Origin of the sequence: Limnohabitans sp. 15K, assembly GCF_002778285.1 — a bacterium.
In the GTDB taxonomy this organism is placed as follows: domain Bacteria; phylum Pseudomonadota; class Gammaproteobacteria; order Burkholderiales; family Burkholderiaceae_C; genus Limnohabitans_A.
The window spans coordinates 562,738-578,563 of the sequence record NZ_NESM01000001.1 but is presented as its reverse complement, the minus strand read 5'-3'; the positions used below and the strand labels follow the sequence as shown (position 1 = coordinate 578,563).

Sequence of the window (15,826 nt, the reverse complement as noted above, 5' to 3'; positions counted from 1 at the left end):
CTGGATCAAAGGTGCATTCCGACGAAAGTCCGCTAGGCGACAGTTTTGACTATGGGTCTGAATACACTTTGCAAATGATGAGCCTTGCACATCTTTACCAAGACGGTCTTGAGTCATGACTTCATTTTCTGGAAAGCAAAATGGCATCTCCGTTTGAAATGCAGGTCACGGCCATAGGCGGACCAGAAGTTATTCAAAAGCGTTCGATTGATATACCAACGCCAGCTCCCCACCAGGTGGTTTTGGCCCATACAGCCATTGGCGTTAACTTTGTCGATATTTATTTGCGTGCGGGGCAAGCCCATTCACATAACCCCCAGCCCCCCTTTGTGCCTGGCATCAATGCGGTGGGCACAGTCATCGCTTTGGGGGCACAAATCAAGGACCTGCAACTCGGTCAAAAAGTCACTTACACCAACGCAGGTGTGGGCAGTTACAGTACCCATGTGGCGGTGGCGGCAGATCGACTCATTCCCGTAGATCATGGTGTAGACGATGTTCGGTTGGCTGCCGGGTTGGTTCGGGCACTCACATGTCAATACTTGCTCAAACAAATGCGCATGCTCAACCCGGGCACCCGTGTATTGGTTCATGCCGCTGCCGGAGGCGTGGGTCAAATTTTGGTGCAATGGGCCAAGCGTTTGGGATTGGTGGTTTTGGCCACAGCAGGCAGTGAAATCAAGGTCAAGACCGCATTGGCACTGGGTGCTGATTTCGCCATCAATTACCGAGACGCGGATTTTGTTTCCGAAGTGCATCGCATCACACAGGGTCAGGGCGTGAGTGTGGTGTTTGACTCCGTCGGAAAAGACACTTTTGAGGGCTCCCTGAAATGTTTGGAGCCCAAGGGGTTGGTGGTCAACTTTGGAACCGCATCAGGCCAAGTTGAGGGGTTCGCTTTGCAGGACCTGCACAGCAAGTCGCTGTGGGTCTGCCGTCCTACATTGCGCACCTACATTGCCAACCGTGAGGACATGCTCGCCATGAGTGCAGAGGCCTTCGACATTTTGGGCGACCCTACGATACGCCTGGACATTGAAAGCGTGCTCCCCCTGAGTCTGGCCAGCGAGGCACATCGCTTGCTTGAAAGTCGAACCACGCAAGGCGCCATTGTTTTGATTCCGGACGACCTCATCAATCCACAGGAGTGAATCATGCATCTGCTCAAAACCCTTTTGACGACCACCTTCTGCATGGCTGCATTGGTCTCGCCCGCCAAAGCCGAGTACCCGGAAAAACCCATTCGCATGGTGGTTGGATATGCGCCTGGCGGCGCGGCTGATAAATTGGTACGTCCCATTACCGATCGCTTGGCCCGACTTTTTAAGCAGCCATTTGTGATCGATTACAAGCCTGGTGCTGGGGCTGCACTGGCCGCTGAAATAACAGCCAAAGCCCCTGCCGATGGTTACACCTTGCACATCACGGACTCAGGGCCCATGACGATCTTGCCACACATGCGTAAACTCGGCTATGACCCTCTGAACAGTTTCACACCCATCTCGATGGTCGGGGGTGGTGGCGTCGTGGTGGTGGTTTTGCCCACTTCCAAAGCGACCGACATGAAGTCTTTGGTTGAATTGGCTAAAAAAGATCCAAAAAATTGGAGTTACGGCACCTCGGGGGTAGGTGGCGTGGGTCACCTTGCAGGTGAGCAATTCAAAGCCGCCGCGAAACTGGACATTGGCCACATTCCTTACAAAGGGGGGAGCCCCGCCATCACCGAATTGCTCGGTGGTCATGTGCCCGTGTTGTTTTCGTCATTGGGCTCGGCATCCTCTCAGATTCAAGCGGGCAAATTACGCGCTTTGGCAGACTCGTCCAGCAAACGCAGCAGCATGTTCCCCGATGTTCCCACCATGGCCGAAGCGGGATTTCCAGGATTTGATGCCAGTATTTGGTTTGGCATTGTCGGACCTGCCGGTCTGCCCAAAGAGGTGATGGACAAATGGGTCCCTGCATTGGCCAGCGTTTTGAAAGACCCGGAAGTGATCGCGGCCATCAAACGGGAAGGCTATGACCCTATGCCGATGACGCCACAGCAAACGGCAGAACGGATCAAATCCGATTTTGAGTTGTGGGGCAAAACTGTGAAAAGTGCAAACATCACGGCCGACTGAAAACACCCGAAGTCTCATCACAACCAAGACTGCAGCCCACACAATCAGCGCCGCGCCATCGCAGCGAATTGCGTTACGCACCAAAGTGCATGCCGCCATTCACATGCATCACTTGCCCTGTGATGAATTTGCCATCGTCTGAGGCTAAGAAGCCCACCATGGCGGCAATATCGTGCGATTCGCCTTTATGCCCCAACATGGTTTCCATGCCATAAGGGTGATGGGGAATGTTGCCAGTTTCGGGTGCCCTGACCGTGTCGATGGGGCCAGGTGCAATACAGTTCACCGTGATTTGCTGTTCGCCCAGCTCAATGGCCAGCGATCGCGCCAAACCTACCAAGGCAGCTTTTGACGCAACCACATGGGCTCTGTGGCTAGACCCCCTGAAAGCCGATACGCCAGACACATAGATCAAGCGCCCTTTGTTGGCTTGCATATGGGGTACGACGGCTTTGCTGCACAGAAAAGCCGCATCTAAATTCGTCGCCATCACCTCTCGCCATTCTTTTAAAGAAGTATCAAGAAGCGAGTTAACTCTTCGAATGCCTGCGCAATGAACAAAAATATCAACGCCACCAAAGTGTGCTCTGGTTTGATCCACTAATTGAGTGACATTTTCCTCATGCGCAATGCTTGTCGGAACATGCAATGCATTGGGATTGAACTGTTGAAGCAGTTGAATGGTTTGCGCAGAATCTGTATCAACCTGACGACTGTTGATGCAGACATTGGCACCCATTTTTGCCAACTGCAGCGCAACACTTCGTCCAATGTTGCGCGTTCCTCCGGTAACCAAGGCAGTTCTTCCGCTAAGTGGCAATATGGCGTTCATGATGAATTAAAACGGTAATATTAAGTGGCGGCGGCAGCTTGTGCCGAATGAATCAGTTGGTCGAGCGCAGTCGCATCCAGGTGCTCAAGATTCCACAGAGAACTGAGCAAAGCATCGGCTGAGGCTGTTCCCAAAACGGGTTCCAATAAGTCTTTGGCTTTTTCGTGAATTTCAGATCTGGGCATTGGATCTCCCCAAGTGCCGCGGACATGCTGAACATGCTTGTACAAGGTCTGCCCTTCATGCGTCGTGATGGTCACTATGGCTTGTCGACCGCCAGACTTCATCAAAGACTCGCTCGCTATCAATTGAATTTTGCTGCGGGTTTCTCGAACTTTGGGGTCATCCATTCGCTGAGCATTGTGAACTGAGTCAAATGTAAGTTTTCTATCAACCAAATAAAGCGCCACCAAGTGTTGTAGGCAAATATTGGGCATATCCCGGTTGTCCACAATGAAGGCTTCGTCTGACCGAATTTCCACAACGATGGATTGAATTTGATCCATTTTGGGCAGTGTTGGAAGCAAAGCTTGCACGCAATCCAATGGTGCTTGGGCAGGTGAACCCACGCACCATTTTTTGATGTTCGACCCCAAAATCTCATGTCCCAATACCATGGGTGGGTCCATGCTGCGGCCTTTTGCGGGCTGGGCACGCGCTTGAAACAAAGTGCGAGGACCTTCCAGCGCTTCATCCAATCCGGTCCATCCAGACTGCACCAAAACCGTGGCAGTGATGGCATTTTTGGCCCCCATCGCACCAAACACATAAGCCTTTTGCACATGGTCGTGCTCTGCCATCCAGCATCCTAAGCCAGAAGATTCGTGAGCCAAGTATGAAATTGACCGCCTCACTTGTGCGCTGTCAAAGTCAGCCAAAACACTCGCACAAGCCCCTGAGCCAAATATTGCACCCATGGCATGTGAAGAAGTGCCCGCATTGTTCAACGCCATGGCACCCAATGCTTCCGTGATGCGCGGCCCCACGTCGTAGCCAGCACACACTGCACGAATGAAATCCATGCCGCCTTTTCTCTCTCTTTGTGCCATGGCCATGGCGGTTGGAACGATGCCGCAGCCAGGATGGGTGATGGATGTTTCGTGAGAGTCATCTGTTTCGTCGGCATGTGCCAACATCGCATTGAACATGGCAGCCCAATAAGCCGGGTAGCGCTTGCTTTGTCCAAATACGGTGGCCTCAGGCAGACCTTCAAATGCTGGAAGCGCATTCAACGCCTTTTCACCCACATGCAAAGCCGTGCCAGAAATCATGGCTGCAATGCTGTCGACAATGTGGTGTTTGGCTTTCTCAATGGTGCGTTCATCCAATTGCACAGATCTGGCTTCATCAAGAAATTGGCAAAGCTTGTTGGTGATTTGAGTCATGGTGTTGTTGTCGATGGATAAAGATGTGGGCTGAATTTATTCAACCTTCAAGCCAGCGCTTCGTGTGAGAGCTTCCCATTGTTGGCCATCATTTTCAAAGAACACTTTGAGGGCCTCGAGTGTTGGAAACACTGCGGCTGTTGAACCATCTGAGTCAAGTCGTTTTTTGTATTCGTCAGAAACCAAAATCTTGTTCATCTCTGCATGAAGCTGAGTCAATAGTGCAGGTGGGGTGTTGACAGGTGCGTAAAGTGCAACGAAACCAACGATGTTGGGGTAATTTGGCAATGCTTCATTCACCGCAGGAACATTGGGTGTGACTTTGTTGCGCACATGGCCTGCGACGGCCAATGACTTGAGGCGGCCTTGTTTAACCAAAGGTGTGGAACTTTGGACAGACATGATGGCCATATCAACTTGTTTACTGGCCAAGGCAGAAAGCAGGTCTGGTCCGCCTTTGTATGCGACTGGAACGCCTTTGACTTTGGCCGATTGCTCCATCGCAACACCTAAGAAATGTCCCAAGCTGCCGTTGCCCCCAAATGCCCAAGAAAGCGTTTGGGGTGTTTGGCGGGCGGCGGCAAGAAATTCTGGCAATGAGTTGTATTTACTTTCACTGGGAACGATGAAGGCATATGGGAAAGTGCACAAATAGGCAACAGGTACAAAATCTTTGTATGCGTCATACCCAGAGTTTTTGACCATCACGGGATTGGCATAGTGGTTCACACTTGTCACCAGCAATTGCAGTTCACCCGACGAGCTGACCTGTGATTTGGCTACTTGAACCGCTGCGATGTTCCCACCTGCACCAGGCTTGTTTTCAACAATCACTGCTGCACCCGCATTGCGTGTCAAGTTTTCAGCAACGGCTCTCGCCAACCCGTCCACGCCACCGCCCGGAGAAAAGGGCACAACCAATCTCAATTTCTTATTGGCCAAGGGCTTGATGTCTTGAGCTTGTGCTGTTTGGGGTAAAGCGAAGCTGAGAACACAAGACAATAAACTCAAAGAAAAGATTCTTCGATGCTTGAGGAACGTTGAGCCATTTTGAGCCTGCATAGTGTCTCCGTTGATCTTGAATGTGCTTATCACAGAGATGCTACATAGAAAGACAGTTTTCTCAATCAGGGTAAATCTGGTTCTCTGGTGGCGGTGAAATTGCCTCACACCTAACTCCGCCGCCAGACTTCATCGTTTTGCAGCTCACGCCATGCGAGGTTATTCCATGGCGAGGGGAGTTGTTGACATCAAGACAAGTCTTGACCTGATATGAGAAATTAGTATTTGCCAAATTATTCTTCTGTAATGCCTGCAGTTTTAACGACTTGGCTCCACTTACCTGTTTCAGCACGCACGAACTTGGCAAATTCCTCACGACGAATGGGCGATATTTCTATCCCCTGAGCGAGGAATGCTTTCTGCACTTCCGCATCGCTCAGCGTTGCAGACAGAGCAGCGGATAACTTTTCGAGCACTTGAACCGGTGTTCCCTTGGGCGAAAACAGCCCCATCCACAATCCGACGTCAAAACCGCGCAACCCCACCTCGCTGAGAGTCGGCACATCGGGAAGCAGCGCGAGGCGCTTCGTACCGGTTACTGCAAACGCCTTGAGTGATCCACTCTTGATATGGGTTAACACAGGCATAACTGTTCCGAACTGCAAACCGACAGTCCCATTGATGGTGTCTACGACAGCCTGAGCCGAGCTCTTGTAAGGCACATGAGTTAGTTGAACTTCCGCTTTGGACGAGAACAGTTGCGCCACAAAGTTGGCCATGCTGGTCGTTCCGGCCGAAGCGTAGGTGAGGTTGCCAGGTTTGGCGCGTGCTTCAGCGATCAACCCTTGAATGTCTCTTGCCGCAGACTTGCTGGAGCTCACCAGTACATAGGGGGATGTGCCGATCAATCCGACAGGTTCGAGGTCCTTTTCTGGATCGAAAGAAAGTTTGGGATTGAGGATGACGCTGACAACCTGTGTACTGACCGTTCCAAGCAGGATGGTGTAGCCATCCGCTGGAGCTCGTGCAACGGCTGCGGCACCAATTAAACCGCTACCACCGACTCGATTGTCGATGATGACGGTTTGCTGCAACAGAGTTGACAGCTTGCTGCCAACAACCCGAGCTGCAGCGTCTGTGGCGCTACCCGCTTGGAAAGGAACGACGAGCCGGATAGCACGGCTTGGCCACGCCTCTTGTGCGATGGCCTGAGCGCTGAAGGCTGCAGCGGTGAGTGCGAAAACATAAGACAGTGAACTTAAAAAATGTTTAATCATGATTTACTTTTCCTTTACAGCAGTTGTCCACGCGTATAACTAAGAATATTTCGCTGTTCGAAGACTCAGAACCTGATCGAGTTTTACGATCATTTCTTCAAAATCAGCGGTCGCGTTAAACCGTGGACTCCCAGCCATATGGGGTGTCAAGATTACATTGGAAAAACTCAGAAGTTGATCGTCTTCCGATCCCGGTTCCGACCAAAGTGTGTCCAGTGCAAATCCTCCGAGGGCACCGCTTTCTAGTGCAGCGAGGACGGCGTTTTTGTCCATAACTTGAGCTCGCGACACGTTGACAAGACGGGCACCTTTTTTGATCTTGGACAACTTTTCAGCATCTAAGAGTCCTTCCGTAGACGGCGATGTTGGCAGTTGTGGCACCAGCCAGTCACTTTCGCGCAGAAGGCTATCCATATTGCGATATTCAACATGGAGTGCCTCTTCGGTCGCGCGGTCGAGTTGCGTTCGTTGTGTATAAATAATTTTCATGCCGAACGCATGAGCGCGTAAAGCCAACTCGCGTCCGATTTCCCCAAGTCCAATGATCCCCAAGGTCGCCCCGTAGAGCATTGAAATACCCGATACGCGCGCCCAATTCGAGTTGGGCGCATAGCGGCGATCAAAAGGCGCAGGCTTGAAGCCGGCATCCTGTAGACGCTTCATCGTCGTCCGGCCATTGAGTTCAGGTAAGCGCTTAGCCAATGCGAGCATCATCATCATCGCTTGCTCCGCGCAAGCCATGTTGGCACGCCTGCGCAAGGTTAGGACATCGACATTGCGTCGTGCGCAAGCATCGAGGTCAATGTTGCGCGTGACGAATCCAAACTTCTGAACAGCGAGTAGCTCAGGGGCCAAGTTTAATTCGGCCTCTCCAATCTGAAGCGATTCGACGACCACGGCGACTGCATCGGGAAGCTCGCGGCGTAGTTCATCTGCCGAGTCGACGAAGACAATTGAAGCAGGGTTTATCCGAACGCACTGTTGACGAACTTGGTTCAGCCAGCTTTCGAAATCCGGAACGTCATGTGCAAAAAAATCGGCAAATGCTGCGACAAGATCTTGGTTGCAGTTTTTATTGAGGATGACATCGAAAAGTCGCGTAAAAACATCCATTTCGACAATGATTTTTGGAAGCTTTGGCAATTTTTTTCCTGGTTAAAAGTGAACTGAGCAAACGCTACTCGTTGTCTACTTGCAGTGCATTGAGCACGCGGGTGTGCATGTTGTAAGCCCCAGTCAACACGGAGAGTTCAACCAACTGACGTTCATCGAAGGAGCGTTTGACCTGCTCGAAAACGATTTCAGGTACTTGTGCGGTAAGCGTCAATGCATCGACGTAATCAATCACTGCCAGTTCTAATGCGGAAAATGTTGAATCGACTATTTGCGTTTCAAGCAGTGCATCGCACTCTGCGGCAGTCAAACCGTCGGCAACCGCAAAATGTTGACGGTGTACATCGATGACATAAGCCGCATGATTGAGCACCGCCACACGCAGGATGACGATTTCCCGCAATCGTGCGGTGAGTGTATTTTTCCACCGGACAGCATTGATAAAACCCATCCAAGCTTGCGCTATTTCGGGGGTGTGAAGTAGCAAGCCATAGACAGGAATTAATTTTCCACGGCGTTGTTCCCGAATTGTCTGAATGACTGAAGCGAGTTCAGGATGCGTACTCTCTTGCACGTATGAAATTCTGGCCATGTTTGGCTTCCCTTAAGTCGGCTCGAAAGTTTGCTATTGACGAATTTAAGCAAGTTATCTGTGCATTAGCGATAGTGCATGTTAAATAGTATTATCGATTTATATCAATAGTGGTTATTTTGCATTTATAGACTCGCCATGGCCAATAATTCCAGTCTGCCACCCATCAATCTTCAACTTCTCTCCCAGTTCGAGGTTTTGATTCAAGAGCGCCACGTCTCGCGAGCTGCAGCTCGAATGAATATTGGGCAGCCCACAATGAGTGCTGCACTATCAAGACTTAGGAAGCTGTTCGACGACCCTTTGCTCGTTCGGACTGCAAAAGGGATGGTGCCTACGCCTAAGGCTCTGGAGCTTGCGAAGCGTGTACGCATAGCGCTTGAATTGCTTGAGCCAAACCGTGTGCAAAGCGCAGACTTTGACCCCGCGACCTCCAATCGTCAGTTCCGCATCCTGACGACGGAGGGCCTGGCCTTGCTGTTCACGCCGCCTATTGCAGCCTATTTGCGTGAACATGCCCCTCGGGTCGGCCTTTCCGTGCAGCCATCCGACATGAGGCATACGGTGGAGGCGTTACGTGACCAAGCGTGTGACGTCACAATCAGCAACATCCTTCAGCCGCCGCCAGACCTGCGCATGACGGTGGTCTATCCTCAGAGCACATGCTGTATCGTCAATGCCAAGCACCCTGAAATCGGTGCCCGCATCACCATGAAACAGTACCTGAAGTATCCCCACGTCCTGTGGGGTGCGGAGTCGATGTCTCACAGAACTATAGAGGCGACTGTCAGTCTGGCTCTGGCGAGTGGAAGGGATCACCTGACTCAATCCATCCGGGTACCCAACATTTTGATCGTGCCGGCTGTGGTTGCCGCGACGGACATGATCGCAACGGTCCCGACACGAATTGCTGACGAAGCAATTGCAACGCTTTCCATCAAAAAGGTTCAGCCACCTTTCAAACTGCCGGATCCCAACATCAGCATGTATTGGCACGAACTCAGCCATCGCGACCCCGGGCATATGTGGTTTCGAAATGTGATTTTAGAAATTGCTAAAAGATTGCGGGACTCTAAATCAACCCGTTAACTGCTCACTCAAACCCAGCCCTGCCGCCAAACGCTGTCATCCTGCAATTCACGCCAAGCAAGAACCTGAACAGCCTTGGAAAACACCGCCTCCAGTTCCACCGATTCAATCGGGTCGGTGGGCAACTCAGGTTTGATCACCCGGCTGACCAAAAAGTGCTTTTGCTTGGCCACAGGTTTGACCGCCGTCCATTTGGTCAGCAGCAGTTTTTTGGGGTTCAGGGGATTCATAGGTCGAATACCTCAGCGCTTGACAAGCATTTCACGCGCCACCGCCTCGGCCAGCTCGATCACCGCCATGGCGTAGTAGCTGGACCAGTTGTAGCGGGTGATGGCATAAAAGTTTTCGGTGCCCGCGACATAGCTTGGTGGGTTGATGCCGTTGCGAAGCTCGATCAAGGCGAGTGGCCTCGCGTGCGTGAGCGCCCGACCTTCAAGTGCAGCACCTTTGGCCATAAAACTGGCCACACTGAAAGTGGGCAAGATGTCCGGGGCCATCAGGCTGTCCATGTCGGTTTGGCCAGGGGTCAGGGTCACGGGGTAATGCGTTGGCATGCCAGGTCGCCACTGAAAGGCCTTGAAGTAGTTGGCCACCGAACCAATCGCGTCGGCAGGGCTGCCAAACAGGTCGATGCGGCCATCGCCATCAAAATCCACTGCAAATTTGGACCAACTGGAGGGCATGAATTGCGGCAAGCCCAAAGCGCCTGCATAGCTACCTCGGATGGCCGTGGGGTTTGTGCCGCTGCGCGAGCTCAGTAGCAAAAACTGCTCTAACTCACTGCGGAAGAAGGCTTGGCGTTCAGCGGCTCTGGGGTGTGCCTGCGGAAAATGAAAGGCCAGGGTGCCCAAGGCGTCCAGCACGCGAAAGTTACCGGTGTTTTGCCCATAAAGCGTTTCGACGCCAATGATGCCAACAATGATGGATGCTGGAACGCCGTATTCGCGTTCGACCCGCTCCAGTGTGGTTTTGTGTTTTTGCCAAAACCGCAAACCCGCTTGAATCCGCACCGGCTCGATGAAGCGCGCCCGGTAAGCGCCCCAGTCTTTGGCCACAGGGCTGGCGGGGGGCAACACCAATTTTTCAACCAAGGGCAAGCGCTGGGCTTGGGCCATGGTTTTTTCTGCCCAGGCAGGGTCGAGTTGCAAGCGGCTTGAGGCGTCTTGTAGCCAGGTTGCCACTTCAGGGTTGACGTTCAGTCGAGACGTGGTAGCCGAAGACGATGGGCTGTTGGGTGCGTGTTTGTGGGCGCTGGCTTTGGTTTTCTTCTTGGGTTTCTTTTGTACTTGTTGAATACTTTTGCCGGTTTTGTTGGCTTTTTTCTCGGTGGTTTGTGCTTGAGCCGTGTTCATCCAGACCGTCAACAGGAAAAGACACATCAAAAAGGTGAAAAACGCTTTCAGCCGAAGCGCCGGGCTTGATCGAAAAAATGGGGTGTGAATTTTCATGCGGCTTTCAGTTTAATCGCGTCAAACCTGTATTCGCAGTTCGTTTGGCAGGCGTGATAAGCTGAAACTCAAAAAAATGGCAGTGTTCTAGAAAACCAACAGCGCTTAGCGCTGAGCATGCAGGAAGACAAGCCTTATGGGCGCGACAGCTTATTTTTCACACCCCACATTTTGGAAACACGAGATGGGTCCGGGCCATCCCGAATGCCCTGAGCGGCTGGGCGCCATCGAAGACCGTTTGCTCATCAGTGGCTTGGACATGGCGCTGCAGCGCAGAGAGCCTCGCCCTGCTTCTTTGGGCGACATTGAATTGGCCCATGGCCGCCTGCATGTGGCCGCGATGCGAGGTTTGGGTGATGCCTTGCGCGAAGACATGGCCGCAGGTGGGCCGACCCACACTTCCATTGACCCGGACACGATGATCAACGCCCACACATGGGATGCGGCATTGCTGTCGGCGGGCGCGGCCATTGATGCGACCGACGCGGTGCTGGCGGGTGAGCTCGAAAACGCTTTTTGCGCTGTGCGTCCCCCAGGACACCACGCTTGCCGTGACAAAGCCATGGGTTTTTGTTTCTTCAACAATGTGGCGATTGCGGCCAAATACGCGTTGGAGCGCCACGGCCTCAAGCGTGTGGCCATCGTGGACTTTGATGTGCACCATGGCAATGGCACCGAGGACATCGTGGCGGGCGATCCGCGCATTTTGATGGTGAGCTTTTTCCAGCATCCGTTTTTCCCGGAAGGCGGCTCTCAATCAAGCGCCAGCAACTTGGTCAATTTGCCTGTTCCGGCCTACACCAAGGGCATGGACATTCGGGAGCTGATCGACATGATGTGGCTGCCCCGCCTAGATGCCCACAAGCCAGAGATGATTTTCATCAGCGCCGGATTTGACGCCCACCGCGAAGACGACATGGGCCAAATGGGCTTGGTAGAACAAGACTACGCTTGGATCACGCAACGCATCAAGGACGTGGCCTTGCGCCATGCCAAGGGGCGCATTGTCAGTTGTTTGGAAGGCGGCTACAACCTCAGTGCTCTGGGCCGAAGTGTGGAGGCCCATTTGCGGGTGTTGGCAGATGTCTGATTTACTTTTGCACCAACGCGATGCGAAGGGTGTTCACCGCCTCACGCTCAACAGCCCCGCCAGCTTCAACACTTTGAGCGAGGACATGCTCACGGCATTGCAGCAAAGTTTGGACCAAATTGCGCAAGACGAGCAGGCCCGTGTGGTGGTGCTGGGCGCAACGGGCAAGGCTTTTTGCGCTGGTCACAATTTGAAAGAAATGCGGGCCCAGCCCGAGTTGGCTTATTACCAAAAACTCTTCGCCCAATGCACCCGCATGATGCTGGCAATCCAAAAGTTGCCAGTGCCCGTGATCGCCCGTGTGCAGGGCTTGGCTACGGCGGCCGGTTGCCAGCTGGTGGCGCAATGCGATTTGGCTGTGACGGCAGACAGCGCCACCTTTGGGGTGAACGGCATCGATGTGGGTCTGTTTTGCGCCACGCCCAGCGTGCCGCTGGTGCGCAACATGCACGCCAAGCAAGCGATGGAAATGCTGCTGACGGGTGGCTTCATATCCGCCGACGAGGCGTGTCGCCGTGGTCTGGTGAATCGGGTTTGCGCGGCCGATGAACTGAATTCGCAGGTAGACGACTTGGTCCAAGCTATTTTGGCCAAGCCCCGTGAGGCGGTTCGCTTGGGCAAGGCCTTGTTTTACCAACAGCGCGAAATGGGCATCGAAGCCGCCTACCAATTGGCTGGCCAAACCATGGCTTGCAACATGATGGACGCTGTGGCCCAAGAAGGCGTTCAGGCCTTCATCGACAAAAGGACACCGTCATGGCGGGTTTGAAATCTTTGAACATTGCTGACCCTTTGGCGTGGTTGAGCGCCTTGGCCCGCGCCGAGTCGCTTCAAGTGCTGATGGCGTTTGCGGTTTGTGTGGTGCTATCTTGGGTGATGGTTTGGGGTATTCGCAAAACGTTTGCAGAGCAGGCCTTGTCGGTTTTGCTGGGCAAGCGCTTGATTGACGGGGTTTTGTTTCCAAGCCTGTTACTCGGCTTGACCTTTGTAGCGCGTACCTTGTTGACCGATGAGCATCCAAACCCGATGTTCGGTATTTTGTTGCCCGTGTGCATCTCGCTGGCCGTGATCCGTTTGGGGGTCAAGGTCTTGCAGGTGGCCTTCAACGAAGCGCCATTTGTGCGGGTATTGGAGCGCACGATTTCCTGGATCGCCTGGTTGGCGGTGGTGTTCTGGGTCACGGGTGTGTTGCCCTTGATCCTGGATGAGTTGGACCAGATCCGCTGGAAGGTGGGCAGCTCCATGTTGTCGGTGCGCACGTTGTTGGAAGGTGCGCTGACGGCAGGCTTGGTCTTGATCGTGACCCTATGGATTTCCGCGGCCTTGGAGTCACGCTTGCTCAAGTCCGCTACGGGCAGCGATTTGTCTTTGCGCAAAGTGATCAGCAACACAGTGCGGGCCTTGCTCATGTTTGTGGGCCTGCTGTTGGCGCTGTCGTCGGTGGGCATCGATTTGACCGCTTTGTCGGTGCTGGGCGGTGCCGTGGGTGTGGGCATCGGCTTTGGCCTGCAAAAGCTTGCGGCCAACTATGTCAGCGGGTTTGTCATCTTGGCCGAGCGCAGCATGCGCATTGGGGACAACGTCAAGGTGGATGGTTTTGAAGGCCGCATCACCGACATCAAGGCCCGCTACACCGTCATCCGGTCGCCGAACGGGCGCGAGTCGATCGTGCCCAACGAAATGCTGATCACACAGCGGGTGGAAAATTTGTCTTTGTCGGACTCCAAGATCGCGCAGTCGACCACCGTGACGGTGGCTTACAACGCCCCTGTGGATGAAGTCATGGCCTGGCTGCTGCAAGCCTGCCAGGCGCAACCCAAAGTGTTGGCCGAGCCTTCGCCCTTGGTGGCTTTATCGAACTTTGGCGCGGATGGACTGGAGTTCACCGTGAACTATTGGTTTGACGACTCGGACACCGGGCCCCTGAACCTCAAGTCAGACATCCATTTGGCGATTCTCAAAACCCTGCAGGCGCATGGCATTGAAATCCCGTTTCCGCAGCGGGTGGTGCACATGTCGGCATGAAAAAAGGCACACCTTCGGGTGTGCCTTTGGGGTTTGATGCTCAGATTGCTCAGTCCATCATGGAGGGCAACCACAAGCTCAAGCTTGGAAAAGCCAGCAAGATGCCCAGCGTGATCACCAGCACCAGCACCAGCGGCCACACGCCACGGAAGATGGTGCCCAAGCCGACCTTAGGCAGCAAGGTGTTGAGCACAAAGAGGTTCATGCCCACAGGTGGCGAGATCAAACCAATTTGAATGACCATGACGATCAGCACGCCAAACCACACGGGGTCAAAACCCAGTTGTACGACGATGGGGAAGAACAAGGGAATGGTCAGCAAGACCATGGTGAGCTCTTCCATCACCGTGCCCAGCAGCACATAGATGAGCATCATGGCGCCCACGATCATGATCGGTGACAGACCCAGGCCGGTGATCCAGTCTTTGAGTTCAAAAGGCAAGCTGGTGTAGTTCACGAAGTTGGCAAAAATCGTGGCGGCAATCAGCAAGGTGAACAGCATGGCGGTGGTTCTGGCCGATTCGATGAGGACCTGAAGCAAAACCTCTTTGCTCAGCGCTTTGCGCGCCAATGCAAACAAGAATGCACCCATGGCGCCCATGCCCGCGCCTTCTGTGGCGGTGAAGAAGCCGCCATAAATGCCACCCAGCACCACGAACACCAACAGCAAAACGCCCCAAATGCCGCGCAAAGCGGCCCAGCGCTGTTCCCAGGTGAATTTCTCACCCGGAGGGGCGTGTTCGGGGTCGCGTGAGGTCATGATGACCACGGCGACCATCATCAAGATGGCCGTCAGGACGCCAGGAATGACGCCCGCTGCAAACAGTTTGCCAATGTGGGTTTCGGTAATGATGCCGTAGATCACCATGATGGTCGACGGCGGAATCATGATGCCCAGGGTGCCGCCCGCAGCAATCACGCCTGTGGACAGCGCATCGCTGTAACCGATCTTTTTCATGGAGGGGTAGGCCACCTTGCTCATGGTCGCCGCCGTGGCAATGGACGAGCCACAAATGGCACCAAAACCCGCACAAGCCGCAATGGTGGCATGCGCCAGGCCGCCTCTGCGGTGGCCGATGAAGGTGTAGGCCGCATGAAAGAGTTCATGGGCCAAACCTGCCCGGGCGACGAAGTTGCCCATGAGAATGAACAAAGGAATCACCGACAGGGTGTAGGCAAAACCGGTTTCATGAACGACCTGCGCGGTACTGGCCAGTGCGGGCATCCAGCCTCGCGTCAGGCCAATGCCCACGATGCCTACGAGACCCATTGAAAAAGCCAAAGGCATGCGCATGAGGGCCAGCACAAAGATGGCGACAAATCCAAGCAGAGCTTCGGTCACAGGGTGCCTCCTTCAGACGATTCTTCGTCAGATGGCCAGAATGCTTTGACCAGGTGAACCAAGGCGGTCAGCCCGCAAAGCAGCCCCATGCCTTGAATGAAGGGGGCTTTGGTGATTTTCAGTTGAGCCGTGGTTTCCCCGGTGACCGCGAATTCGCCCCCTGTGTTCCACATCAGGTAGGCCAGTCCCATCAATAAGGCCGCGCAAACGATGTCCACCAAGGCACGCTGTAAGCGCTTGAACCAAGCGGGCCACATGGCGTCCAGGGAGTCAAACACAACGTGTTCGCCTTTGAGCGAGACCAAGGGCAGCGCACCAAAGATCACCACCACCATCAACAGTTCCGTTAATTCCAAAGACCCTGTGATGGAATGAGACAGCAGTTTTCGACCCGAGACATCTAAAAACGTCAGCAACATGATGGCCAACAAAGCCAGTCCTGCCAAAGTTCCACAGACAATTTCCAGAGATTTTTTCAAACGACACTCCTAAAAAAAACGGTACCTGATGT

Annotated in this window: 16 protein-coding genes; 6 read left to right on the top strand and 10 right to left on the bottom strand. The window is 53.6% G+C overall.

All coding sequences use genetic code 11. The features are described from left to right. The first annotated feature begins 140 nt into the window (after positions 1–140). Complete coding sequence (locus B9Z40_RS02680) at positions 141–1,151, top strand: quinone oxidoreductase (protein WP_100171767.1); 1,011 nt, start codon at positions 141–143, stop codon at positions 1,149–1,151. A gap of 3 nt (positions 1,152–1,154) precedes the next feature. After that, positions 1,155–2,120: a tripartite tricarboxylate transporter substrate binding protein gene (locus B9Z40_RS02675; protein ID WP_100171766.1), complete on the top strand. Its 966-nt coding sequence runs from the start codon at positions 1,155–1,157 to the stop codon at positions 2,118–2,120. A gap of 73 nt (positions 2,121–2,193) precedes the next feature. On the opposite strand, the gene B9Z40_RS02670 is transcribed toward B9Z40_RS02675, so the two are convergent. The 6 genes from B9Z40_RS02670 to B9Z40_RS02645 form a co-directional block, all read right to left on the bottom strand. Then, positions 2,194–2,952: an SDR family NAD(P)-dependent oxidoreductase gene (locus B9Z40_RS02670; RefSeq protein WP_100171765.1), complete on the bottom strand. Its 759-nt coding sequence runs from the start codon at positions 2,950–2,952 to the stop codon at positions 2,194–2,196. Between the two features lie 20 nt (positions 2,953–2,972). Further along, positions 2,973–4,337 (bottom strand): MmgE/PrpD family protein, encoded by a 1,365-nt coding sequence (locus B9Z40_RS02665; protein ID WP_100171764.1) that lies wholly within the window; start codon positions 4,335–4,337, stop codon positions 2,973–2,975. Positions 4,338–4,373: 36 nt separating this feature from the next. Next, complete coding sequence (locus B9Z40_RS02660) at positions 4,374–5,399, bottom strand: tripartite tricarboxylate transporter substrate binding protein (RefSeq protein ID WP_100171763.1); 1,026 nt, start codon at positions 5,397–5,399, stop codon at positions 4,374–4,376. Positions 5,400–5,632: 233 nt separating this feature from the next. Next, positions 5,633–6,616: a tripartite tricarboxylate transporter substrate binding protein gene (locus tag B9Z40_RS02655; protein WP_100171762.1), complete on the bottom strand. Its 984-nt coding sequence runs from the start codon at positions 6,614–6,616 to the stop codon at positions 5,633–5,635. Positions 6,617–6,655: 39 nt separating this feature from the next. Next, complete coding sequence (locus B9Z40_RS02650) at positions 6,656–7,759, bottom strand: NAD(P)-dependent oxidoreductase (protein ID WP_100171761.1); 1,104 nt, start codon at positions 7,757–7,759, stop codon at positions 6,656–6,658. A gap of 34 nt (positions 7,760–7,793) precedes the next feature. Continuing rightward, positions 7,794–8,321, bottom strand: coding sequence for a carboxymuconolactone decarboxylase family protein (locus B9Z40_RS02645; protein WP_100171760.1), 528 nt, complete (start codon positions 8,319–8,321; stop codon positions 7,794–7,796). Between the two features lie 138 nt (positions 8,322–8,459). Here B9Z40_RS02645 and B9Z40_RS02640 point away from each other — a divergent pair, with 138 nt between their 5' ends. Then, positions 8,460–9,410 carry a LysR family transcriptional regulator gene (locus tag B9Z40_RS02640; RefSeq protein ID WP_100171759.1) on the top strand — a complete coding sequence of 317 codons (951 nt, stop codon included), beginning with the start codon at positions 8,460–8,462 and terminating at the stop codon, positions 9,408–9,410. 8 nt (positions 9,411–9,418) lie between these two features. Here the strand turns inward: B9Z40_RS02640 and B9Z40_RS02635 are convergent, their stop codons facing one another. Next, entirely contained in the window at positions 9,419–9,640 is a 222-nt protein-coding gene (locus B9Z40_RS02635; RefSeq protein WP_100171758.1) for a TIGR02450 family Trp-rich protein, read from the bottom strand. 12 nt (positions 9,641–9,652) lie between these two features. Next, positions 9,653–10,762 carry a lytic murein transglycosylase B gene (gene mltB / locus B9Z40_RS02630; protein WP_233204760.1) on the bottom strand — a complete coding sequence of 370 codons (1,110 nt, stop codon included), beginning with the start codon at positions 10,760–10,762 and terminating at the stop codon, positions 9,653–9,655. A 232-nt stretch (positions 10,763–10,994) separates the two neighbouring features. Between mltB and B9Z40_RS02625 the strand changes: the two genes are divergently transcribed. The 3 genes from B9Z40_RS02625 to B9Z40_RS02615 are packed head-to-tail and all read left to right on the top strand — an operon-like array spanning position 10,995 to position 13,973. Continuing rightward, positions 10,995–11,948, top strand: coding sequence for a histone deacetylase family protein (locus tag B9Z40_RS02625; RefSeq protein ID WP_100171757.1), 954 nt, complete (start codon positions 10,995–10,997; stop codon positions 11,946–11,948). Further along, on the top strand, positions 11,941–12,717 hold the full coding sequence (locus B9Z40_RS02620; RefSeq protein WP_100171756.1) for an enoyl-CoA hydratase: 777 nt from the start codon (positions 11,941–11,943) through the stop codon (positions 12,715–12,717). Before B9Z40_RS02625 ends, B9Z40_RS02620 begins: the two co-directional genes overlap by 8 nt. After that, entirely contained in the window at positions 12,705–13,973 is a 1,269-nt protein-coding gene (locus B9Z40_RS02615) for a mechanosensitive ion channel family protein (RefSeq protein ID WP_100171755.1), read from the top strand. Before B9Z40_RS02620 ends, B9Z40_RS02615 begins: the two co-directional genes overlap by 13 nt. A 49-nt stretch (positions 13,974–14,022) precedes the next feature. On the opposite strand, the gene B9Z40_RS02610 is transcribed toward B9Z40_RS02615, so the two are convergent. After that, complete coding sequence (locus tag B9Z40_RS02610; RefSeq protein ID WP_100171754.1) at positions 14,023–15,315, bottom strand: TRAP transporter large permease; 1,293 nt, start codon at positions 15,313–15,315, stop codon at positions 14,023–14,025. After that, a complete protein-coding gene (locus B9Z40_RS02605; protein WP_233204759.1) occupies positions 15,312–15,794 on the bottom strand; it encodes a TRAP transporter small permease in 483 nt (160 codons plus the stop codon). The genes B9Z40_RS02610 and B9Z40_RS02605 overlap by 4 nt, the downstream gene beginning before the upstream one ends. Positions 15,795–15,826 lie beyond the last annotated feature (32 nt).

Excerpts from the sequence above, each read along its gene's own strand:
- B9Z40_RS02675 (WP_100171766.1), top strand. The coding sequence starts at position 1,155 with ATGCATCTGCTCAAAACCCTTTTGACGACCACCTTCTGCATGGCTGCA.
- B9Z40_RS02635 (WP_100171758.1), bottom strand. The coding sequence starts at position 9,640 with ATGAATCCCCTGAACCCCAAAAAACTGCTGCTGACCAAATGGACGGCG.
- B9Z40_RS02615 (WP_100171755.1), top strand. The coding sequence starts at position 12,705 with ATGGCGGGTTTGAAATCTTTGAACATTGCTGACCCTTTGGCGTGGTTG.
- B9Z40_RS02670 (WP_100171765.1), bottom strand. The coding sequence starts at position 2,952 with ATGAACGCCATATTGCCACTTAGCGGAAGAACTGCCTTGGTTACCGGA.
- B9Z40_RS02620 (WP_100171756.1), top strand. The coding sequence starts at position 11,941 with ATGTCTGATTTACTTTTGCACCAACGCGATGCGAAGGGTGTTCACCGC.
- B9Z40_RS02665 (WP_100171764.1), bottom strand. The coding sequence starts at position 4,337 with ATGACTCAAATCACCAACAAGCTTTGCCAATTTCTTGATGAAGCCAGA.
- B9Z40_RS02625 (WP_100171757.1), top strand. The coding sequence starts at position 10,995 with ATGGGCGCGACAGCTTATTTTTCACACCCCACATTTTGGAAACACGAG.
- mltB (WP_233204760.1), bottom strand. The coding sequence starts at position 10,762 with ATGAACACGGCTCAAGCACAAACCACCGAGAAAAAAGCCAACAAAACC.
- B9Z40_RS02640 (WP_100171759.1), top strand. The coding sequence starts at position 8,460 with ATGGCCAATAATTCCAGTCTGCCACCCATCAATCTTCAACTTCTCTCC.
- B9Z40_RS02655 (WP_100171762.1), bottom strand. The coding sequence starts at position 6,616 with ATGATTAAACATTTTTTAAGTTCACTGTCTTATGTTTTCGCACTCACC.
- B9Z40_RS02680 (WP_100171767.1), top strand. The coding sequence starts at position 141 with ATGGCATCTCCGTTTGAAATGCAGGTCACGGCCATAGGCGGACCAGAA.
- B9Z40_RS02660 (WP_100171763.1), bottom strand. The coding sequence starts at position 5,399 with ATGCAGGCTCAAAATGGCTCAACGTTCCTCAAGCATCGAAGAATCTTT.
- B9Z40_RS02645 (WP_100171760.1), bottom strand. The coding sequence starts at position 8,321 with ATGGCCAGAATTTCATACGTGCAAGAGAGTACGCATCCTGAACTCGCT.